We start from the raw sequence: 23,675 nt of genomic DNA on the forward strand, positions 1-23,675 counted from the left end.
TTGCACAATAGTTTTAAATAAATAACAAAATCCATCTGTGAAATTAAATTTAAGATCAAATATAAAACCATACCAATTCATTTTCATTAAAAATAGAGGTATTAAATAGCATTGGTGTTTTTAATAGCTCTCTCTTATTTTTTGATAACGTCAGAATAGAAAATTAGCGTTATAGTCATCTGCGTTAAGGACATTTAATAGCAAGGAACTTATAACAGATGATTCACACAATAATGCTAACGAACCCCTTTCTGCTCAGTTGGAACATTCTTTCAACAATAGTCATTGAGCATAATTTTTTCTTGAGTAATGAGAATCATGGTCAGCGGAGTTTGACCATTCAAATCGCCAAGATGATGTGGGCGAAAATACCCAAAATGGAGAACCACTTTCCAAAACAACGAGTCATAAAGCTAGTTAATTCAAGTTCATCTAGCCAATCTTCATTATCCTCATCTTTTCAATTAGCAAAACCTGTCTTGTTTGCTAATCGCTTCAGTCATCAAAACACCCCTTTTATCACTTCTTCGAAACAACACAACTTCAATCCATCAAACACTCTATTCACTCCCCTTCATGACGGTATTTTGAGTGCAGCTCGTTATATGAAAATCGAGACTTTTCATCAACAAGCACACCATCTTGTGACAGACAAGGACGTCACGATTTTCGGTAATATCCGCCCTCTTGAAAGCCATCAAACATTATGCAAAGCATGTCTTCTTTGCCCGCAAAATATAATTGATATTAAAGGATTCACTCAAACTAGAAATTCCTTACTACGTGGAAATAGTGAGATTTCAATATTCAGAACAGGAGACTTTCAGCTAGGGAAGAATCAATAGATGCATGTCATATCAACAGCATCAGAAAATAAAAACGGCCTCATTCTCTGAGGCCGTACTATTATTACGTTGCTATTTACGGTATTGCGCTTTATTAACAACGTCTATTTTGTTGAATTTTCCGGGGGCTATTACAGCCAGAAGAACCAAGCAAATAAAGAGATGACAATGATACATGCCACGTTCAATACAGCACCTACACGTACCATTTCAATTTGTCGAATATAACCCGAACCAAATACAATCGCATTCGGTGGTGTCGCGACAGGTAACATAAAGGCACAAGATGCACCGATACCGATAATCATGGTTAACGCCATAACAGGCATACCTAATGCTTCCGCAACCGTTGCAAAGATTGGAACCAACAGCGCCGCACTGGCTGTATTACTGGTAAATTCCGTCAGGATGATAATAAAAGTCGTCACCGCAAGAATGATTACAAACCAATGACTTTCACCAAATGTCATTTGCATCCAATCTGCCATGATTTTACTTGCACCAGATGAGCTTAAAATCGCGCTCAGTGTCAAGCCACCACCAAACAGCATCAATACGCCCCACTCGGTATTTTTCTGGATTTGTGACCAACTCGCCACCCCCGTAATACCGATTAATACTGCCGCGCTCAATGCAATGATGGTATCTAAATCTTTCACACCACCAAGAGCATCACTAATAAATGTACTAGTGATCCAGCAAACAACTGCCAATAAGAAGATACTCATCGCAGTAATACGCTTGCCATTCCATTCAACTTTTTCTAATTCAATTTCAAAACGGTGTTTTAAGTTTGGACGCAGCATCATATACATCAAAACAAACATCATTGGCAGTAAAACTACCATGATTGGAATACCGTATTTCATCCATGATAGGAAATCTAAGCCAAGAGCAGAAGCTGCAATTGCGTTCGGTGGGCTACCTACGATGGTTCCTAAGCCACCAATACTGGCACTATAAGCCACACCCAATAATACGAATACAAACGTATTGCGCTCATGGCGAACATCAAGGTTAGAAAGAATACCTAAAACCAGTGGTAACATCATTGCGGCAGTTGCCGTATTACTGATCCACATCGATAACCCTGCGGTCACCCCGAACAACAAAATCACTGCAACAGATAAGCGTCCACGTGCTGCCATCAGCAGGCGGTTAGCAATCAGGCGGTCAAGACCTTGAATATGCAATGCAGTTGCTAGTGCAAATCCACCAAAGAATAAGAAGATAATTGGGTTTGCGAATGCTTTTAAAGCATCCCCTGTTCCCATTAATCCGAGACCTACTGCCAATAATGGGATACAAAGTGCGGTAATGGTCACGTGAATAGCCTCTGTCAGCCAAAGCACACCGACAAAAACCATTAAGGCCAGCCCAGCGTTTGCTTTGTCATCAAAAGGCAAATATTTCAACAGTAAAATCAGTAATACAACATCAACAGCTAAAATTATCCAACCACGCTTATTAGAAGGGGTTGGAGGAACTGCTGGTGTCAAAGATTCAGAAGCATCCATGTTTACTCCATAGCTCGGAAGCAATTTAAGTTTTCAAGTAATTTTTGTTAATCATTTTTTACAGGAGGTAAAATATAGAGTTAATTTAATGAGATGGAAATGTAGATAACCTAAAACTGCGATCTGAGCCGCGCAATTTATTTGCTTTATAGCTAAAATCTTAAAAATCTCGCTAGCGATTCACAAAAATCGCAATTTAATTACCGAAAACAAGGTATAGGCAAGCATAACTCACTACCTTCCCTTCTATAAATTATTCTCTTTAAAAATATATAACAATTTGATAGTTCAGATAAATCGTCCTATATTCATTTTGTGAACTGTAAGCCAGCTAATTGTGTAACTTAGACTGGCTTACATTTTTCTTTGTTATCTTAGGAAGGGGAATTTAACAGGCTATAATATAGTCTCTTTTGAGGCAGCTGCTCAGTCTGCATTCCTGATACCCCTAAAGATTCTTTTTGTTCAAGACTGGATGTGTACCCTGACAATAGTGATATATCCACGTCACTCTCTATATCACTGTAGTTTGGTATGCTAATGTTTGTTTCTACCAAGTCGTCAGTCATTATGAGCAGATGCTGACTCATAAATTCCTCAAGAGGAATACTATTTGGCTGGTTAATAAAACGTAATTGCAAATGTTGATGAGACGCTTTCTGATCCCCAAAAACCTGACGTAAAACCAGTACAGTATTTTGGCTAACATCCGTAATCAATAAATCATCCCCATGTTGATTCACGAGTAGCTCATCTATGTTTTCAATGGGTAATATCAATGTATCCAACTTTAAGTCATGTGAATTATTATCAATGATAATTCCATGATAGTGCTGCCAAACTTCTTGTGAAATCCAGTAAGTGTCCTCACCCTCACCTGCGCTTAATACGATATTTTTGACATTCTTAATGGTCGATGGAGACAATACATCATTCTCTCTTCCACCACGTATGACTAGCGAAGAACCTATATGCATTCCATTATTTTCTAGTATATCGATATAGATAATCTCACCGCTCACCGCTGAAAGTAATAGCCCGTGACCAATCTGTTTAATATTTGAAAATTGCAAATTGGGATAAATATCCTCAGCAGAAGGTAGATCCTCATGCTTTAAAAGTGTTGAGCCTTGCGCAAACGCCAATCGTAATTGGCGTTCACTCACCACAGGCTGCCTATACAATTTTTTTGTCGTAGAATCGAAAAGTAAAGCACTTGATTTCTGTTCATCAAAACCCAAAAATTTAATCTCATTTTTCAGTGATAATTCGTGTGCTATCACAATTTCAACATTAACAAACCAACCGGGAAAGGAGTCTTGACCTGTCGAATCCTGTAATCCAATTAACATAATAGGCTGACAGCAGTAGTAATCACCTAATGCTTTCCACCATTCCGCTCGTTGATTAAACCAAGTTTCATTGATTGCAACCACATGGAATTTCCCTTCTGCATCAATCCGGCTGACAATTCCATCCGCATCAGACATAAAAATTTTCCCCTGTAAGAACACCACATTTTGTAAACTAAAAGGGGTATTTAAGAACCATGCGGTCGGTTTAATCACATTAAGTACATCTTGTCCTGGCCCTTCTTGGCGATAAACTTCCTTATTCTTCTTGCTATAAAAATAGAAAATCTCAGTACCTTGTTTATCGAACAAACTACCAACTAATGTGAGGTCAGATGGAATAGGCCAATGACTTTGGTGTAATCGAATATTTGTCGGTGTTTCTCCATAGCCTAAAGAAGGGGATAAATTAGGTTTGATAAGTAAACCATCCGTTTTTCTCAACCAATAGCGGTGCAATGCTTGATTGCCATCGACGCCTGAGATAGTAACTGTTTGACCTAAAATCGCATCCATATGTTGTACTTGTTGACCATGTAATTTATAGGTACTGCTAAGCATATAACTCTGTAGAAATGAGTGAGGGGATTGTGATGAAGATTGAGTCTGCGTTTCTGCAAGACGCATTAATAATCTTGAATCTGCATTTAAACCCAATAATTCGACTTGATTTTCCTTAAGCTGAAAATTGGCAACTTCATAAGTATCAGAATAACGGCACGAAAAATAAATATGTCCATCACCTTTCCATAATTGTAGTATTTCAAAATTCCGATTATTTTTATTTTCTAATTGGTATTCAGCATTAATCACACCTGTAGCAATATCAACTTCCCATATCTTTTTCTGTTCCGGCAAGTAAAAATAAGCATTTTGACCAACAGTTGTGCTAAAAACTGCATTTTGTTTATTTTCATTCGTACTACTAATAAAAATATAGCGCTGAGAACTGACTTCATAGAACGCCCGCCCAACATTTTCATTATTATATTGATGATTTTCTATCACAACATATTGCCCATGATTTTGATTCTGTTCAGCGTAATGTTGTAAATGTTGAGTTAAACCTTGTGGCCCCTCTTTCCATTTTTTTTCATCTTCACTAAGGATACTCATTTGTTGTGATGAGAAAGTAACTTTTTGTATTTCATTATTTTTATCAATAAATAGTATCATTCCTTGAATACTACTGGAATCGACATCAATAATGATTCCATCTACTATCAACTGACCATTTTTTATCTCAACATAATTACTTCCTAACTGACTAATATCAATAATCCACTTAGAATGTTGATTATTAGATGAATCATCAGTTAGCTTAATTTTGACACCTTTATTCAACGTTAATTTATATGTACCGCCATAGCCTTGTATATGATACTCAATCTTTCCATACCATTCCGATGCTAATTGAGGTATAACTAAATTACGGTCCTTTTTATCAAGAACAATATTTATAGATGTATCTACATATTCATGAAAAATTTGGGTAATCGTATTTTCACTTGGGAATATGTAAAAGTCATAATCAAAGTTATCTTTTTTCTCTAAACGCCTAATAACATTAAAGCCACTATCATTACGCGATGTACAACCGGGCCATAAGTTATAACTGTATTTTATATAAGACTTAGGTATAACTGGAAGGATTATTGTGTCCACATGTTGAAAATCAATATCACGCTCTTTGTTTTCATAACCAATTCCTTGACGAATATTTATGGCTTTAGATTTATCCAATAGCATCGAGGGAAAATTACCAGCCCAAAAGATATAATTTTTCCGTCCACCTCCTGCTGAATTCGGTTTTGTACGATATATATACTGACTATCAAATTCAATTTTACTATCTCTAAGAGAGATAGTACTAAATACCGCACCAAATTTTGGAATGAGCATATTTTTATCTGAAATATAATCAAAACCATTACCTTTATAAGCTTCATCTAGTGTGTAAAAATAGCGTCCAACTGCCTTTGCATCCTCACCAATGATTGCAAAATTACGTGCTAATCCAACAAATCCGATACCTAACCCTGCCACAAGAACACTAGCGCTCCCTAAAGCACTTGCGGCCCCTGTACATCCAGCAATACCTAATCCTATTCCTCCAGAGCCTGCTGCAAAACTAGCAGAGTCAAAAGCAAGTTGAGTGCCAAATATAATACGTTCAGGATCATTTTCCGCATTTGATAATTCATAAGCATCAAAACCAACTAAGGCCCCACTAAAAATAACTGTCATTCCTTCATTCGCTGTTTTTGTCATTGATGAAAAGAAAAAATTCATTCCTTTCCCTGCTATTTCATTTTCTTGGGCTAGCTCTAATTTAACAATATCATTGATTTTTACTATGTCATTCATTGCACCATGTGCCATCATTGAGTAATTAACATAGCTATGAATTTTTAATGCTAAATATAAATTTGATGATATTTTTCCTTTTGATACATTATTATGATTCTTTTCTTCTGCCCATTGAATTATTGATTGGATTGCAATACCTGCATTTAATCCATCAAATGATGAAGAACTTGCTTCACCAAACTTTTCACGTAGATGGTTTTCTTCAAATGTGTAATATTGTCTGAAGATTCCCATTTGTTCTAAGGAATGGCGCTGAAATCGCATAAAAACACTATCTTTAGTTTCAACCCAACAAGTTAACTTTGAGTCCTTAATATTAACGAACTGAATTTTGTAATTTTCATTACCCAATGACTCTACTGACGAAAATAATGGTATCCAGTTTTCATCCAATTTATTTTCTGTTGTTAATATTGTTAGCGATTGATCGATATTTTCAGCCCATTGCTCCGCATCTAAAATCACTAAGGATGTTTTCAATTGAGTGTCATGGGTAATTTCATTTTGTTGATGGAATAAATCCTCGATTTCCTTTTCTCTTAATGACTTTATTGATAATTCTTCAGATGAAACTAAGTCATTTACAGTCAAATGATTACCGATAGGAACATCTTTCATACGACCGACATCAATAAAGACTAACTCAAATGCAGGATTATTATTACGCTCAAAAGCGCTATAATAACTTACCATTTTCTTATCAATAAAAAAAATCTTTAAGGCTGCAAATAATCGTTTACTATTTTTGAAGGAAAATAAACCAAAATTAGGATCGTAAAAATAATATGTACTTTTCCCATTTTCTACAACCTTCCCAACTAGCATCGAATGGCTTTTACTGTTCATTGCAAACATTTTTGTTTCTTCATTGATATCTAGTAATGTCTGTATTTTCTTCAATTCCATCACGCCATGAGAAAAGGAGGATTCAACCGCACTAACATTGGAATGAAGATTTTTGAGTGACGATTGTAATAATAGCGCATCCTTACTTTCAGGCGCTGCCGCTGCCATATATAGCTTATCAATAAATCTATCAGCACCTGTATGTCCATTAAGAGCTAATGCTACAGACATCGTTCTCACTAAAGGGTAACAGCGACCACCTGAATCACTTCTTATTAATGATAAATAAAAATCTTGTGGTATTAACCGATTTGTTTTGCTGCCTAAAGAAGAAAATAACTCACTAATCTTCCCTGTTTGATTTAAAACCTTTGAAATATATTCAGAATAACTTACATCTTGAATTTGGCGATATAGTGCACCTCTTTCTTTTGCTGTATATTCTCCAGTAACATACAATTTCTTTAATTTATTTGAATTCATTGATACATCAAAACCAGGAATATTAATCTCTTTATAATTTTCAACACCTAGATTAAATTCATTTTTAAATCGTAGGTTTCGAGTTAACTTATGTAAATAAATTAAATTTTCATAGCGTTCATTAATAGTAAGGTGGTATTCGGAGCTGGCATTTACTTCTATATTTTCATCATAATCAATTGTTTGAATAACAGCATCTGCCCCATGTTTTTCTTTAGTACTGATCCATATCCAACTCCGTTCCACCTCTCGTAAAGCATAAAGTAAATTCCCGTATTTTCTTTTATTCAATGAAACAATCGTTTTATTCGTTTTAATAATACTTTCTAGATACTGTCTTTTATTGCTATCGGTTGTATTGGAAAGTTCAAATTCTAAGAATTTACATTTTTCATTTAGCTTATTATTTTGGATATCTAATTTTAATTTTACACACTCACCTATATCCAACCAAGTGTTTACTGATGCACTTTGCTCTAATGGCTCTTGCAACATATCTTCACTTTCAGGTATATCACTAAATGTAATATTTAGATTACTAGCCAAATCTTTCAGTTCTTGATGTATTTTATTTCTATAAATATAAAAATCATGCATTCTTTGCTTTCTTGAGTAATCTCCAGGCTTTTGCCTTATAACCATATTACTTTCTGGATTTAATGAACTATCGTTTCTTTGCGGCTGAAAAATAAGGCTCCACTCTCCATCATTATAATGCATAAATACGCTAGCTTTAGTAATATTATGTTCTTTAATATTGTAATCTCGCTCATCAATAGCCATCACGACATTATCATATAATAAAGATGCATCACTTCGATTATCCCTATATACTCGATATGTTTCACTATTCAATTCTGTAACAATAATAGAACCACCACGCAATTGCCCTGTAAATAAAAATTGTATTTCCGAATTTTTTTTAGGGATATCTACATATTCAACTTGTTTACTATCTTTACTTCTCATTTTTGATTCTAAAAAATAGCAATCAATAGAATTAAAGTCATCATTTCTATAACTATCATCTACATACTCAATAAAATAACCGTGACCAATCTTTTTATTAAAAATAACTTTGCCTTCCGATGGTAACTGTAAAATTGTATTCAATTCTTTCGCATTCAATATATACTGCTGAGAAAAATTTATAGGATCCTGTTTAAAAATATTAATATCTTTACTGGGTAATACCTCTACCCCATGATTGCTGCCAGCTAAACTAATATCATGACTAGCCTCGCGAACGGATTGAGAGATCAATGCTGGATTTTCAACTGAATAACCATAGATACTTAGCTGATGGTCAAGACACTCCTCTACAGGCGTCCCTGTTAATAATGACTCGGACACAGCTTTAGCCATTATCTCTGCTCTTACTTCTCCATGGCTGCTCGATTGATTTTTCAAGGTTTCAGAATAAGAGATTCCCTTATCAATACGGTGCATCCCTATAGGTACATGTTCAACAAATGCATCTTCAGGTAATAGTTCCTTTAATTCATTCGCAATCTCAATTGCATCTTGTAAATTTGCATTGGGAAAATAAATAACAGCTTGATCTGTTAAGTTACCTAATTTTTTAGGTCCCATAATCTTTGACTGCATAATTTTATTATGAGGATCTCGTTCATACAAATAGACTAGTGCTTCAGCTAATGAAAAGTAATGCTCTTTTTTCACATTAATTGTTAATCGTGACATTAACATCGAATTATTTTTATATCGCCCATTGAAGTCCTTGGGTAAAAGACGATAAGCATCACCATCTAAGAGATCACTATCCGATAAGTGACTAAAATAGTCTTCATTTTTTCCTTGAATTCTAATTTCAATATTTGGATTATTTTCAGCTAATAATTTAAACTTATCCAAATATTCTTTTTGCTCTTCACTAGTTAAGCTGCTTGCATCTATAGGCTTATTTGAACTGTATTTTTTATATATAAAATTTGAAAGATTTGATTCTATTATTTTTAGTTTTTTAACTGAAGATGAACTCCAAGATCCATTATTTTTATATTCTGTCTTTATCTCCATCACTAATTTCTTAATAGCCGTATTACTATTGGCATATTGATAAAGATGTTTTGTTTCAGTTAACAATGAATTACGACTATTTGTCGGCATAATTATATCCCTATTTAGTATTCATATTAGTTAATACAACAATCCTATTAGATTGTTATCCTATTACTAACACAAACTTTCAAAATGACTAAATAGAGTTAATCTGTATTATTTATAGATTTTAAATACTTTCAAAAGCATTTTTTTTAAATAAAAAAAAGGGACGATTTCTCGTCCCTTTTCTCAATTTAATCTAAGCGAATATAAATTACGCTTGACCTTTAACTTCTTTCAGGCCGTTGAATGGTGCGCTGTTACCCAGAGCTTCTTCGATACGGATCAGTTGGTTATACTTAGCAACACGGTCAGAACGGCTCATAGAACCGGTTTTGATTTGACCTGCAGCAGTACCAACCGCCAAATCAGCAATAGTTGCGTCTTCAGTTTCACCTGAACGGTGAGAGATAACGGCAGTATAGCCAGCATCTTTCGCCATTTTAATCGCAGCTAATGTTTCAGTCAGAGAACCAATTTGGTTGAATTTGATCAGGATTGAGTTAGCGATGCCTTTCTCGATACCTTCTTTTAAGATCTTAGTGTTAGTTACGAATAAATCGTCACCAACTAATTGGATTTTGTCACCAAGAACTTTAGTTTGGTATGCGAAACCATCCCAGTCAGATTCGTTTAAACCATCTTCGATAGAAACGATTGGGTATTGTTTAGTCAGTTCTTCTAAGTAATGAGTGAACTCTTGTGAAGTGAAGGTTTTACCTTCGCCTTTCAGTTCATAGTTGCCAGTTTCTTTGTTGTAGAACTCAGAAGCTGCGCAGTCCATCGCCAGAGTCACATCTTTACCCAGAACATAACCCGCTTGCTCAACCGCTTCTTTAATAGCAGCCAGTGCAGCAGCGTTAGATTCTAAGTTAGGTGCATAACCACCTTCATCACCAACAGCCGTATTCATACCTTTAGATTTCAGTACTTTTGCTAAGTGATGGAAAATTTCAGAACCCATACGTACCGCTTCTTTCAGAGTCGGTGCGCCAACAGGTTGGATCATGAATTCTTGGATATCAACGTTGTTATCTGCGTGCTCACCACCATTGATGATGTTCATCATTGGCAGAGGCATAGAGTATTGACCGTGAGTACCATTCAGATCAGAAATATGCTCATACAGAGGCATACCTTTTGCCGCAGCTGCTGCTTTTGCGTTTGCTAAAGAAACTGCCAGAATTGCGTTTGCACCGAATTTAGATTTGTTTTCAGTACCATCTAAGTCAATCATGATTTTATCGATATTTGCTTGATCTTTAGCATCTTTACCGATAACTGCTTGAGCGATTGGACCGTTAACAGCGGCAACAGCTTTCAGAACACCTTTACCCAGAAAACGTGATTTATCACCATCACGCAGTTCCAGTGCTTCACGAGAACCTGTAGATGCGCCTGATGGAGCCGCAGCTAAACCAACAAAACCACCTTCTAAATGTACTTCAGCTTCAACAGTTGGGTTACCACGAGAATCAATGATTTCACGACCGATCACTTTAACAATTTTGGACATTAGGTTTTCCTCAGTACAAGTTAAATTTCGGGAAGTTGGCGAAAATTGCCGACTTCCCCGTATCTTATTTCAACTCACCTTTCTGGTACTTACCAGCGGCTTTAACAAAACCTGCAAACAACGGATGACCATCTCTTGGGGTCGAAGTGAATTCAGGGTGGAACTGGCAAGCCACAAACCATGGGTGGTTTGGATTTTCAATGATTTCAACCAGTTTATTATCCACGGAACGACCTGCAATGTTCAGACCCGCATCTTCGATACGTTTCAACAGCAGATTATTCACTTCGTAACGGTGACGGTGACGTTCAACAATTGTTTCTGCGCCATACATACCGCGTACTAAACTGCCATCGGTTAAATGACATTGCTGACCACCAACACGCATTGTACCGCCAAGGTCGCTCTCTTCAGAACGCACTTCAACGTTGCCATCTTCATCACGCCATTCAGTAATCAGCGCAACAACTGGGAATTTGCAATCTGCATCAAACTCAGTGGAGTTCGCGTCTTTCATATTCGCAACATTACGTGCAAATTCAATGAGAGCGACTTGCATTCCCAGACAAATACCTAAATAAGGAATTTTATTCTCACGGGCATATTGTGCCGTCAGAATTTTGCCTTCAATACCACGAGAACCAAAACCGCCAGGAACTAAAATCGCATCCAGACCTTTGAGTAACTCAACGCCACGGGTTTCGATATCTTGAGAATCAATCAGCTTAATATTCACTGTTAAGCGATTTTTCAGACCCGCATGTTTCAGTGCTTCGATAACTGATTTGTATGCATCTGGTAATTCTACATATTTACCCACCATACCAATGGTAACTTCACCTGCTGGATTGGCTTCTTCGTAAATAACTTGTTCCCACTCAGATAAATCAGCTTCTTTGCAGTCAAGACGGAAGCGATTACAGATGTATTCATCTAAACCTTGCGCCTTCAGCATGCCAGGGATTTTATAGATTGAATCTGCGTCTTTCAGAGAGATAACCGCTTTTTCTGGAACATTACAGAATAGGGCAATCTTCGCGCGCTCATTCGCAGGAATGACGCGATCTGAACGACAGATCAGCACATCTGGCTGAATACCAATTGACAGTAGCTCTTTCACAGAGTGCTGTGTTGGTTTTGTTTTCACTTCGCCCGCAGCCGCTAAGTATGGCACCAAGGTTAAGTGCATATACAGTGTGCGCTCACGGCCCACTTCCGCAGCCATTTGACGAATAGCTTCTAGGAATGGCAGAGACTCGATATCACCGACTGTACCGCCGATTTCGACTAATACAACGTCATGACCTTCACCACCACGGATGATGCGATCTTTGATTTCATTAGTGATATGAGGAATAACTTGGATGGTCGCGCCTAAGTAGTCGCCACGACGCTCTTTGCGCAGGACTTCAGAATAAACACGTCCAGTCGTAAAGTTGTTGCGACGTGTCATTTTGGTACGAATAAAACGCTCATAATGACCTAAATCCAAGTCAGTTTCAGCGCCGTCTTCTGTAACGAAAACTTCCCCGTGTTGGGTTGGGCTCATTGTGCCTGGATCTACGTTAATGTAGGGATCCAGTTTCATAATGGTCACATTGAGTCCACGGGCTTCGAGTATAGCCGCCAAGGAGGCTGCGGCAATGCCTTTACCCAGAGAGGATACGACCCCGCCGGTCACAAAAATATAATTAGTTTTCATGCTGAACCTGAACGTTTAGGTTTAAAAGATGATGGATATAACAGGACGGGAAAACAGTATACCCGAACCTTAAATCTCCTACAAATGTTCTAAGCGCAATAAGGCTAGTTTTCATTAATACCTTAAATAAATCAGCAAGTTAAAAATAAAAATATTTATCGTTTGATAAATAGTCACTTTCTAGGGTGCTATTCAACTGTTTTGCAAGATTAACACATTTTTGTGTAAATGCTAAATCCTTTCAGCTTAATCTATCACTGAAAAAACATCATTTTGCCGATTGTTTGATTTTGAATAACTATTTCAATCCGTGACTATCATTATCGACGAGCATTCTTTGCAAAATTTAGCTGTCTGAATTGGGTTATTCATTTAATTTGATAGACACCCACAATGCTTCCATCTCATCAAGTGTAGCAGTTTCTGTCGATTTGCCAGTTTTTGCTAATCGTCTTTCGATTTCACGAAAACGGCGTTCAAACTTACTGCACGCTTTTTGTAAGGCAAGCTCAGGTTTGTGCCCTAAATGGCGGGATAAATTCACTGTCGCAAACAGTAAATCACCAATTTCTTCTTCAAGATGCTGTTCATCCACTACTGCTTGAGTGGCTTCTTCCATCACTTCCGCTAGCTCTTCGGTGACTTTACCAGCCACAGGACCCAGTGTATCCCAATCAAAGCCTACTGAGGCACAACGTTTTTGAATTTTATAGGCTTTCATTAAGGCAGGAAGTGCATTCGGGATATCATCCAACACTGAGTATTGGTCTTTCTCTGCTCGCTCTTTGGCTTTACGATGCTCCCAACCTGCAATGGCTTCTTGGCTGCTGAGTTGGTTGTTTTCGTCGAAAATATGAGGATGGCGGCGTTCAAGTTTGTCGCTGACAGCTTGGCAAATATCATCAAAATCAAATAGATTTTGCTCTTGTGCCATTTGCGCGTAGAACACCACTTGAAAGAGAAGATCCCCCAACTCGCCTTTTAAGTCGGTAAAATCTTCTCGTTCAATGGCGTCTAGAACTTCATAGGTTTCTTCAAGGGTATAAGGGGCAATGGTTTTAAATGTCTGTTGCGTATCCCACGGACAGCCATTTTGCGGGTCTCGCAAACGCGCCATAATAGTGAGTAACCGTTCAATTTGTTTATTGCCCTGCTGCATATTTAACCCTTATCAAAAAATAATTACATGGTGTTTTAATGAGGGTTATACCTTAACCAAATTGAATTGAATACGCTAAATTTTCAGATTTTTATTAACTAAACAACGAAAAAACTCTTTTCAAGATCATACCCAAATATACCGAAAGTAGATTTTCAAAATAGTTTGGATGTGCAGCTAGGCGGCAAGTAAGCAAGACCCTAGGAGCATACATAAGTATGTGACTAGGGCGAGCGCGCGCAGCCAACAACGCTGCGCGCCAAAATATGAAGAAAATTAGGAAGAGTGGCGTTTCGCCTCGATAACATCCGGCAACTGATTCAGTTTCGAAAGCACCCTTCCCAACACCTCGATATTATACAGCTCGATGGTCATATCGATAGTGGCGAGCTGCTGCTTCACATCGCTGCGGCTGCTTACCCCTAGCACGTTGACTTTTTCGTTCGCGAGGATTGTCGTAATGTCGCGCAGCAATCCACTGCGGTCATTGGCTATCACTCTTACCACCAACGAGTAACCACTCGAGTAGTTTTCACCCCAAACTGCATCAATTACACGCTCTGGCGCGTGGCTTTGCAGCTCGGCAAGCTGTTCACAATCCGCACTGTGAATCGAAATTCCACGACCTTTGGTAATAAAGCCGACGATTTCATCACCCGGAATTGGTTGGCAGCAACGAGCAATATGGTGCATCAAGTTGCCGACCCCTTCGACCACCACACGCCCACTACCGTGGGATGGTGCTCTTGGGACACCGGATTTATTCTCCAGCGACTTCATCGCAGCGCGATCTTCTTCCTCTGCCGTCGCTTTATTAAACTTAGCTTGTAGGAAGTTAACCAATTGGTTGATACGAATATCACCGCCGCCAATTCCCGCTAACACTTCATCCAGTGAGTGCACGTTATAGCGGGCAATCAACTGTTTTTCTGCGTCTCGTAAACTAATATCTAGATGAGATAATTCGCTGTCGAGAATTTGACGTCCCGCCAGAATATTTTTATCGCGGTCTTGTTTACGGAACCAGTTTTGAATTTTCGCCCGTCCACGGCTGGTTGTCACATAACCGAGGTTAGGATTGAGCCAGTCGCGACTCGGGTTTGGGTGCTTCTGGGTGATAATTTCAATCTGATCGCCCATTTGCAATTGGTAGCTAAATGGCACGATACGGCCACCAATTTTCGCTCCAATACAGCGGTGTCCGACATCACTGTGAATATGGTAAGCAAAATCGAGCGGCGTTGAACCTGTTGGTAAATCCACCACATCGCCTTTTGGCGTAAACACATACACTCGGTCATCAAACACTTGGCTACGTACTTCATCCAGCATTTCACCAGAATCTGCCATCTCTTCTTGCCACGAGATGAGTTTACGCAGCCATGCAATGCGGTTTTCGTAGCTGCTGCCCTTACCTACGCCACTTGCACCTTCTTTATATTTCCAGTGCGCAGCAACGCCCAGCTCTGCATCTTCATGCATTTGGCGGGTACGGATTTGGATCTCTAGTGTTTTACCATTTGGACCTAAAACCACTGTATGGATCGACTGATAGCCATTTGGCTTTGGGTTCGCTACATAGTCGTCGAACTCATCGGGTAAATGACGGAAATGAGTATGCACAATCCCCAGTGCCGCATAGCAATCTTGTAGGCGTTCAACCACGATACGTACCGCACGCACATCGTATAACTCGCCAAATGCTAAGGATTTCTTCTGCATTTTGCGCCAAATACTGTAAATGTGTTTTGGTCGGCCATACACTTCAGCTTGAATTTGCTCTTTGAGCATATATTTGCGCAGTGTGCTAACAAAATTGTCGATGTATTCTTCACGATCAATACGGCGCTCGTGCAGCAATTTCGCAATTTTTTTGTATTCCTCAGGGTGCAAATAACGGAAACAGAAATCTTCTAATTCCCATTTTAATTGCCCGATCCCTAAGCGGTTTGCCAACGGTGCATAAATGTTGGAACACTCTTTCGCTGCTAAGACGCGCTCATCTTCGCTGGCATCTTTGACTTCACGTAAATGAGCGATACGCTCGGCGAGTTTAATGACCACGCAGCGGAAGTCTTCTACCATCGACAACAGCATACGGCGGATGTTATCCACCTGTACGGAACTGGTTTCGTTAGATTGAGTAGCTTTAAGTTCGCGGATGGCATCCATCTCAATCACGCCTTTTACCAGCGCATGAATGGATTGACCGAAATCATCAATAACGGATTGTTCGTCGAGTTTTCCCTCTTCAACTAAAGGGAACAGCAACGCAGCTTGTAAGCTACCAATATCCATGCTGAGCGTGGATAGAATTTCGGTCATTTCAATGCCGCGCCACAGTAGCAGAGGCGCAATATCCTGCCCCGATAATTTATCGTGACAATACTGCCAGGTATGGATGAGTTTTTCTTCTGATTGTTTATTATTCAAACCCAAATCATTAACCCATTTTTCGGGGGCAAATTCACCTGCTGGGGTTAAATGCGCACTTCTTACTGCAACCATATATTCTCCCTACCTGTTACACCTCTGGGCTACGAACAAATAGCGCCATGGATTCCAGATGACTAGTTTGCGGAAACATATCCAACATCCGCAATTGAGATAACTGATACCCGCCTTCAAGCAAAACTTTACTGTCTCTTGCTAACGTTGTTGGATTACAAGAAACATAGACAATTTTTTCTGGCATCAGTTTAATTAAATGTTCCATTACACCAGCGGCGCCTGCTCGAGCAGGATCTAGCAGCACTTTATTGAAACCTTCTTGCGCCCACGGCTGAGTGTGAATCTGTTCTTCCAAGTTTTCATTATAGAACGCCGCATTCTCAATTGAGTTGCGCTGGGCGTTATTTCTGGCTTGATTGACTAAATTTTCAACACCTTCAACGCCTACCGCCATTTTTGTTAAGCGGGCAATTGGCAGCGTAAAGTTACCCATCCCACAGAAAAGATCCAATACCCTATCTTCTGGGCTTAGATCTAACCATGCTAAGGCTTGTGCCACCATATGCTGGTTAATTTCACCATTCACTTGAATAAAATTGGCAGGGCTAAATTGTAAGGTTTCACCCGCCACCTGATATTCAGGTAAAATGGAGCCAGCCTCAAGCGGGACTAACTGACCTTCATTCCCTGCTAACCAAATACTAAGTCCATGAGACTTGGCAAATTCTAGCAAGTGTTTTCTATCAGATGCGTCAACAGGGGTTAAATGGCGTAGTAGGATAAGATTGCCGTTATCCCCGTGAATCAGCTCTACATGCCCTAATTTGCTGGCAATCGATAGCTGATTTAAACAGATGGACAATGGCGCTAACAGTGCATCAAGTTCTGCGTGCAATACTGAGCAACTTTTAATGTCCACCAGCGTGTTGGTTTGCGTTTGGCGAAATCCCATCATTAAGTGATTAGATTTATTTTGATATTGCAGCCCCAAACGCGCGCGGCGGCGATAACCATATTCTTCACCGCCAATCACCGAAATAGGTGGCAGTACAGAGCCAGTCTCCCGCCCCATTAAATGTTGTAAAGCCTGCGCCTTGCTTTCGCGTTGAAGCCCAATCTCTACATGCTGCTGTTGGCAGCCACCACATTGATTAAAATAACGGCAGCGGGGTTTCACTCGTTGCGGGCTAGTGCTAAGGCGTTTAATGACTTTGGCTTTGGCAAAATGACGTTTATCTTCCGTCAGTTCGACTTGCGCCTCTTCCCCTGGTAATAAACCAGTGATAAATATGGCTTTGCCATCATGACGAGCTACGCCTTGCCCAGCAGCATCTAAACTATCGACATGAACCGTGATTTGACGGCGTTGGGTGGTGCGGCGATTTGGCGAGTAAAATTGGGCCATAAGTAGTCACTAAACGGAGTTAAATAAATTCTATTTCAAGCCACAGGTGGTAAGCCCATAATTACTTTATAACGGCTTACTTTATCACTGCGACTGCCTGATAATTGGGTAGACAAATTAGCGGGCTATCATAGCATTTTTTTACCAAAATTAGTGACCACTTAGTTTTTTTGTCACGCTATATACTGACTTTTTTTATCAGCGTTAATTCGTCACCATAAATTTTCGATACTCTTCATAAGCATAATGGTCAGTCATTCCGCTAATGTAGTCTTGGAGCAGTCTGGCTCGATAATAAAACTCTAGCATCGATTTATCCGCATCGCTGGTGACTGAAATTTTTTCCAAGGCTTCGTTATAGGAGAGTCGATGTTTATTCGATAACTTATGAAATAGGCGAGTTTCGATAAAAAAGTGTTTATGGTAATTTTGTGCCACTAATGCCGCAAAATCCTCTCTATCCATCATCAATAGTGGGCTGTAAACATCTAACAACCCGCTAATAATTCGGTAGCCTTGTAGCTCTAACTCTTCCACTTCATGGTGATTAAACACATGCTTAAACGCCACTGTTTTTAAAGCTTTTAAGAGGCGATGCTCTTGGCTTTTATCCTCAAGTAACGCGCTGTTAAAGCTGCCGTGATAAATTTCAGGCAGGTTTTGAATAAAGCGCTGAGCACTGTAATGGGCGAGTTTTCCTGTAATATTGACACGCAAATACATAAAAAACTGATCTTGCTGAATGCGCCTTGTGTGGTTATCGCTGATATTATTGAATGCCCGCAAAATAGTTTGGTCGAAGAGATCCCCAGATTTTACCTCGCCCCACTCCGCTTTTAGGTATTCAATTAGCTGCTCAACGGTATAAATGCCCTTTTCTGCTGCATCGTCTAAATCCGCGATACAGTAAGAAATATCATCCGCAGCTTCCATGATATAAGAGAGCGGAAAACGGCAATATTTACCCATTTCCAATTTTTTACTTAACTCGCTGACAAAATCCGCTTCAGACCAGTAATAGCCCGGTTTTTTCATTAAATAATCAAATTCTGGCGGGATAGGCTCAAGGTCATAAGCGCCGCGAGTGTATTTCAAAATAGAGCCAATTTGGGCGTAGGTTAAATTCAGCTTGAGCAGGCGATGCGCCATGCGCAGCCCTTGAGCGTTCCCTTCAAACGAGCATAAATCACGCTTAAGCTGACGACGAAATAGATCCTGTTTTTCATTACCAGTCAGTTGTAACGCTTTAATTTTGCAAGGGTCTGTCGTTTCTGGCGTGAAGAGATAATCTGGCGATAACAATTTACTGAACCAGCGTTGAATAGCCGCTTCACCGAAATGCCCAAACGGCGGGTTGCCAATATCGTGCATCAAACACGCCATTTCCACCAGGCTTTCAAAGGCATCACAACGGTCCGTTAACCCATATTCATCAAGCATTTTTTTCTTTTTCAGCTCACCCAACACCGTTTTACTGATGTAGCGCCCAACTTGTTGGACTTCAAGAGAATGGGTTAAACGGCTGCGTACGGCGGAGTTTTGTTCAAGGGGAAAAACTTGGGTTTTCTGTTGTAAACGACGAATCGCAGCGGAGTTGATAATCCGCCCACGGTCACTTTCAAAGAGACGGTTTACGGCATCTTCATCATCGGGTGAGACTTTTTGATTTTTCGCACTGCTCATATAGTTACGCTGGAAACTCAGTTTTTTAACAAAATTAATCTTTTTTCCCGCCATGCTAGCCTCTATGCCTTACCGTTTTATTCCTGAATCTCCAAAGAAAAGGCAGAGGAAAACCCACCTTTCGATGTTACACTTTAGCCATCTACGACATAAGTGTCTAATTAATCAACAGTGAGTATGACATAATGAAAATCGGTATCATAGGTGCGATGGAGCAAGAAGTTGCGACCCTGCGCGAAAAAATTGAAGGTTGCCAAACATTGAGCCTTGCTGGCTGTGAAATTTATACAGGGAAAATAAACGGCGTTGACGTCGCTTTATTAAAATCGGGCATCGGTAAAGTCGCAGCGGCAATCGGTACCACATTATTGTTAGAACACTGCAAGCCTGATGTTATCATCAATACAGGTTCTGCGGGCGGTTTAGATCCACGTTTAAATGTAGGTGATATCGTCGTATCTACCGAAGTGCGCTACCACGATGCGGATGTCACCGCATTTGGTTATGAGCCTGGTCAAATGGCACAGTGCCCACCGGCATTTATTGCTGATGCAAAACTCATTGAAACTACCGAACAGTGCGTGAAAGCGTTAGATATGAACGCCGTTCGCGGTTTGATTTGCAGTGGTGATGCTTTCATCAACGGAGCTGAGCCTTTAGCGCGTATCAAAGCGACATTCCCAACCGTTGCTGCCGTTGAAATGGAAGCCGCGGCTATCGGTCATGTCTGCTACCAGTTTAAGGTACCTTTTGTGGTGGTTCGTGCAATTTCAGATGTGGCAGATAAAGAGTCCCACACTAGCTTTGACGAGTTTTTACCTGTCGCTGCACGCCAATCATCCTTTATGGTTGCTGCGATTGTCACAGCATTAGCGTAATTTATTTCTCACTTTCTAAGGCATAACTGACCTTCATTTATGCCTTTTCTAATACCTCTTTGTGAAGTAATGCTATGAATCTAACGACCAAACTCATGCGCTCACTGATTGGTTTTCTATTTTTCTTAACCCTAACCAATAGTGCATTCGCCACCCCCAAATCCCGAGTCATTAGTTTATCACCTGCCAATACGGAGCTGGCTTATGCCGTAGGGTTGGGAGATAGCTTAATTGCCGTAAGCGCCTATTCCGATTACCCAGAATCTGCCAAAAAACTTGAGCAAGTAGCGGATTGGCAAGGGTTAAATGTGGAACGAATTATTGCCTTAAAGCCGGATTTGATCTTGGCGTGGCGAGGCGGTAACCCGCAGCGACCTCTGGATCAGCTTGCATCGTTAGGGATTCCAATTGTCTATTTTGATCCGCAAAGCATTGATGGGGTTATCGCCTCACTAGAGGAGCTTGCACAATACAGCCCTCACCCAGAAGTGGCAGAGAAAAATATCACCCAATTGCGCAGTACGTTAAAGATGCAAAAAGATAAATTAGATAGTAATAAAAAACCTAAGCAATTATTTATCCAACTCGGCACGCAGCCATTATTTAGCACAGGAGATAATACTCTTCAAAATGATGTCGTTAAGACTTGCGGCGCTCAGAATATTTTTGAAAACAGCGCTGTCCAATGGCCTCAAGTCAGCCGTGAGCAAGTCCTCGCTCGCAAACCTGATGCCATCATTATGACCGGTTCCCCCGAGCAAGAAAAAGCCGTCAAAGCCTTCTGGAGTACTCAACTCAATGTCCCTATTATTCGCTTAAATGAGGATTGGTTCCACCGCGCCGGCCCCCGCATCATCAATGCCACCGAGCAGCTATGCAATCAGCTAAACGCTCTACCAAACTAAGAAAAGAAATTAAGAATCTAAGAATCTAAGAATCTAAGAATCTAAGAATCTAAGATTACAGCAGGATTTTTTGAGCAGAATTAATACAACAGGACAATAATATAATCGAACTAATTTTTTTCGTTTAAAATCTCACGAAAAAAGATTTTTCTAAATAGTTCGAGTTGTAGCAAGGCAGCAAGAGAACGAGGCCCTAGGAGCATACACAAGTATGTGACTAGGGCGAGAGAGCGTAGCTAACGAAGCTACGGCTTGAAATATGACGAAAAAAGATTTTTCTAAATAGTTCGAGGTGTGACAAGGCGGCAAATGAGGAAATCCCTAGGAGCATACACAAGTATGTGACTAGGGTTGACGAATGAAGCCAACACAGTCACAACTTGAACTATGACGAAAAATCAGACGCTGAAGGAAGAACCGCACCCACACGTAGATTTCGCATTCGGATTCGTCACAATAAAGCGCGATCCTTCTAACCCTTCAGTGTAATCCACACTTCCACCCACTAAATATTGCAGGCTCATTGGGTCTACAACCAGTGCGACACCTTGTTTTTCGATGGTCATATCCCCTTCGTTGATTTGATCATCAAAGGTAAAGCCATATTGGAAGCCGCTGCAACCACCGCCCGTAATATAGACGCGCAGACGCAGGTTTGGGTTATTTTCATCGGCAACTAAGTCTTTTACTTTGGTTGCAGCTGCATCGGTAAATTGCAGAGGCAGAGCTACATCATCACTCATTTATTACTCCAGACCGGTGACCGGTAAATTCATAGGTAAGGCAAAGCCTACTTAGATCAATTTCTCAATTATCCGTCACCTGACTCATTGGTTCAAGTGTTGTTACACAATTGAGCACAGAGTTGCTATTCATCCTTATGATTGATCCATCATTGTGATTGATAGCATTGGTTTAATCGTCCTTGTGCTTTAGAATAGCGGCAACTTTTTATTTAGTCTCTTTTCAGGAGCCCTGCAATGCACCATTCCGAAGAATTATATAATGAAGCCCAACAGCTGATCCCTGGCGGTGTTAACTCCCCTGTTCGCGCCTTTAATGGTGTGGGTGGTACCCCGTTATTTATCGAGCGCGCTGATGGCGCTTACATTTATGATGTCGATGGCAAAGCTTACATTGATTATGTGGGCTCTTGGGGTCCAATGGTATTGGGTCACAACCATCCCGCTATCCGCGATGCTGTGATCAAAGCCGTCAATAAAGGCTTAAGCTTTGGTGCACCAACCGCTGCTGAAGTGGAAATGGCAAAACTGGTGTGCGAATTAGTCCCATCTATCGATATGATCCGTATGGTCAACTCCGGTACTGAAGCCACTATGAGCGCGATTCGCCTTGCTCGTGGTTATACTGGCCGCGATAAAATTATTAAGTTCGAAGGTTGCTACCACGGTCACGCTGACTGCCTATTAGTGAAAGCCGGTTCCGGTGCACTGACCATGGGCGAGCCTAACTCTCCGGGCGTACCTGAAGATTTCGTTAAGCACACATTGACCTGCACATACAACGATTTAGCCTCTGTTCGCCAAGCTTTCGAAAACTACCCAGAAGAAGTGGCATGTGTGATTGTTGAACCTGTCGCGGGTAACATGAACTGCGTTCCACCAACCGCAGAATTCCTGCCTGGTCTGCGTGCATTATGTGATGAATTCAACGCACTGCTGATCATCGATGAAGTGATGACAGGCTTCCGTGTTGCACTCGGTGGTGCTCAAGATCACTACAACGTACAACCGGATTTAACCTGTTTAGGTAAAATCATCGGTGGCGGTATGCCTGTGGGTGCATTTGGCGGTCGCTATGAAGTGATGGAAAAATTAGCGCCTATCGGCCCTGTTTACCAAGCGGGTACACTTTCTGGTAACCCTGTTGCCATGGCGGCGGGTTTAGCTTGCTTAAATGAAGTGTCTCAGCCGGGTGTTCATGCGCGTTTAACGGAGCTGACCGATAAACTGGCTCGTGGCTTAACCCGTGTTTCTAAAGAGCAAGGCGTGCCTATGGTTATCAACCATGTGGGCGGGATGTTTGGTCTATTCTTCACTGACGCCGAATCAGTAACGTGCTACCAAGACGTGATGAAGTGCGATGTGACTCGCTTTAAGAAGTTCTTCCACTACATGTTAGAAGAAGGCGTTTACTTAGCACCATCTGCATTCGAAGCGGGCTTTATGTCTGTCGCCCACAGCGATGAAGATATCCAGCGCACCATAGATGCCGCGGAAATTGCACTGGCAAAAATCAAAGCCGAATAATCCCCGCAATAATCCGCTCAAAAAAATAGGCGCCATCTACATAAGACGGCGCCTATTTTTTTATCTATTTTTTGGTCTTTTTTCGTTTTCAATCAAACAAATTATTCTCCTAAATCCCGTGCGCTGTAGCTAGGCGGCAAGTGAGCTAAGCCCTAGGAGCATACACAAG

The 23,675-nt window shown here is 40.3% G+C and carries 13 protein-coding genes; 4 read left to right on the top strand and 9 right to left on the bottom strand.

The features are described 5' to 3' along the window. The first annotated feature begins 218 nt into the window (after positions 1-218). Positions 219-845 (top strand): hypothetical protein, encoded by a 627-nt coding sequence (locus ACIH2S_RS14765; RefSeq protein ID WP_036952573.1) that lies wholly within the window; start codon positions 219-221, stop codon positions 843-845. Between the two features lie 131 nt (positions 846-976). Here the strand turns inward: ACIH2S_RS14765 and ACIH2S_RS14770 are convergent, their stop codons facing one another. The 8 genes from ACIH2S_RS14770 to dgt form a co-directional block, all read right to left on the bottom strand. After that, complete coding sequence (locus ACIH2S_RS14770; RefSeq protein WP_036952575.1) at positions 977-2,362, bottom strand: SLC13 family permease; 1,386 nt, start codon at positions 2,360-2,362, stop codon at positions 977-979. Positions 2,363-2,736: 374 nt separating this feature from the next. Beyond that, entirely contained in the window at positions 2,737-9,543 is a 6,807-nt protein-coding gene (locus ACIH2S_RS14775; RefSeq protein WP_430247647.1) for a TcdA/TcdB pore-forming domain-containing protein, read from the bottom strand. 208 nt (positions 9,544-9,751) lie between these two features. Beyond that, positions 9,752-11,053, bottom strand: coding sequence for a phosphopyruvate hydratase (gene eno, locus ACIH2S_RS14780; protein ID WP_006659306.1), 1,302 nt, complete (start codon positions 11,051-11,053; stop codon positions 9,752-9,754). A gap of 64 nt (positions 11,054-11,117) precedes the next feature. Continuing rightward, the gene (gene pyrG, locus ACIH2S_RS14785) at positions 11,118-12,755 is read right to left on the bottom strand and encodes a glutamine hydrolyzing CTP synthase (protein ID WP_036952584.1); all 1,638 of its coding nucleotides are present in this window, start codon (positions 12,753-12,755) and stop codon (positions 11,118-11,120) included. Between the two features lie 364 nt (positions 12,756-13,119). After that, on the bottom strand, positions 13,120-13,914 hold the full coding sequence (mazG, locus tag ACIH2S_RS14790) for a nucleoside triphosphate pyrophosphohydrolase (RefSeq protein ID WP_108478335.1): 795 nt from the start codon (positions 13,912-13,914) through the stop codon (positions 13,120-13,122). A 276-nt stretch (positions 13,915-14,190) separates the two neighbouring features. Continuing rightward, entirely contained in the window at positions 14,191-16,422 is a 2,232-nt protein-coding gene (gene relA, locus ACIH2S_RS14795; protein ID WP_036952589.1) for a GTP diphosphokinase, read from the bottom strand. A gap of 16 nt (positions 16,423-16,438) precedes the next feature. Continuing rightward, positions 16,439-17,770 carry a 23S rRNA (uracil(1939)-C(5))-methyltransferase RlmD gene (rlmD, locus tag ACIH2S_RS14800; RefSeq protein WP_036952592.1) on the bottom strand — a complete coding sequence of 444 codons (1,332 nt, stop codon included), beginning with the start codon at positions 17,768-17,770 and terminating at the stop codon, positions 16,439-16,441. Between the two features lie 204 nt (positions 17,771-17,974). Further along, a complete protein-coding gene (gene dgt, locus ACIH2S_RS14805; protein ID WP_036952594.1) occupies positions 17,975-19,507 on the bottom strand; it encodes a dGTPase in 1,533 nt (510 codons plus the stop codon). Positions 19,508-19,638: 131 nt separating this feature from the next. Between dgt and mtnN the strand changes: the two genes are divergently transcribed. Both mtnN and btuF read left to right on the top strand, forming a co-directional pair. After that, positions 19,639-20,331, top strand: coding sequence for a 5'-methylthioadenosine/S-adenosylhomocysteine nucleosidase (gene mtnN / locus ACIH2S_RS14810; protein WP_430247650.1), 693 nt, complete (start codon positions 19,639-19,641; stop codon positions 20,329-20,331). A 95-nt stretch (positions 20,332-20,426) separates the two neighbouring features. After that, complete coding sequence (gene btuF, locus ACIH2S_RS14815) at positions 20,427-21,236, top strand: vitamin B12 ABC transporter substrate-binding protein BtuF (RefSeq protein ID WP_430248582.1); 810 nt, start codon at positions 20,427-20,429, stop codon at positions 21,234-21,236. Positions 21,237-21,634: 398 nt separating this feature from the next. On the opposite strand, the gene erpA is transcribed toward btuF, so the two are convergent. Then, the gene (erpA, locus tag ACIH2S_RS14820) at positions 21,635-21,979 is read right to left on the bottom strand and encodes an iron-sulfur cluster insertion protein ErpA (protein ID WP_036952599.1); all 345 of its coding nucleotides are present in this window, start codon (positions 21,977-21,979) and stop codon (positions 21,635-21,637) included. Positions 21,980-22,216: 237 nt separating this feature from the next. Here erpA and hemL point away from each other — a divergent pair, with 237 nt between their 5' ends. After that, positions 22,217-23,506 (top strand): glutamate-1-semialdehyde 2,1-aminomutase, encoded by a 1,290-nt coding sequence (hemL, locus tag ACIH2S_RS14825; RefSeq protein WP_036952602.1) that lies wholly within the window; start codon positions 22,217-22,219, stop codon positions 23,504-23,506. The last annotated feature ends 169 nt before the right edge of the window (positions 23,507-23,675 follow it).

Source organism: Providencia lanzhouensis, assembly GCF_050469745.1.
In the GTDB taxonomy this organism is placed as follows: Bacteria; Pseudomonadota; Gammaproteobacteria; order Enterobacterales; family Enterobacteriaceae; genus Providencia; species Providencia lanzhouensis.

Excerpts from the sequence above, each read along its gene's own strand:
- ACIH2S_RS14765 (WP_036952573.1), top strand. The coding sequence starts at position 219 with ATGATTCACACAATAATGCTAACGAACCCCTTTCTGCTCAGTTGGAAC.
- ACIH2S_RS14770 (WP_036952575.1), bottom strand. The coding sequence starts at position 2,362 with ATGGATGCTTCTGAATCTTTGACACCAGCAGTTCCTCCAACCCCTTCT.
- ACIH2S_RS14775 (WP_430247647.1), bottom strand. The coding sequence starts at position 9,543 with ATGCCGACAAATAGTCGTAATTCATTGTTAACTGAAACAAAACATCTT.
- eno (WP_006659306.1), bottom strand. The coding sequence starts at position 11,053 with ATGTCCAAAATTGTTAAAGTGATCGGTCGTGAAATCATTGATTCTCGT.
- pyrG (WP_036952584.1), bottom strand. The coding sequence starts at position 12,755 with ATGAAAACTAATTATATTTTTGTGACCGGCGGGGTCGTATCCTCTCTG.
- mazG (WP_108478335.1), bottom strand. The coding sequence starts at position 13,914 with ATGCAGCAGGGCAATAAACAAATTGAACGGTTACTCACTATTATGGCG.
- relA (WP_036952589.1), bottom strand. The coding sequence starts at position 16,422 with ATGGTTGCAGTAAGAAGTGCGCATTTAACCCCAGCAGGTGAATTTGCC.
- rlmD (WP_036952592.1), bottom strand. The coding sequence starts at position 17,770 with ATGGCCCAATTTTACTCGCCAAATCGCCGCACCACCCAACGCCGTCAA.
- dgt (WP_036952594.1), bottom strand. The coding sequence starts at position 19,507 with ATGGCGGGAAAAAAGATTAATTTTGTTAAAAAACTGAGTTTCCAGCGT.
- mtnN (WP_430247650.1), top strand. The coding sequence starts at position 19,639 with ATGAAAATCGGTATCATAGGTGCGATGGAGCAAGAAGTTGCGACCCTG.
- btuF (WP_430248582.1), top strand. The coding sequence starts at position 20,427 with ATGCGCTCACTGATTGGTTTTCTATTTTTCTTAACCCTAACCAATAGT.
- erpA (WP_036952599.1), bottom strand. The coding sequence starts at position 21,979 with ATGAGTGATGATGTAGCTCTGCCTCTGCAATTTACCGATGCAGCTGCA.
- hemL (WP_036952602.1), top strand. The coding sequence starts at position 22,217 with ATGCACCATTCCGAAGAATTATATAATGAAGCCCAACAGCTGATCCCT.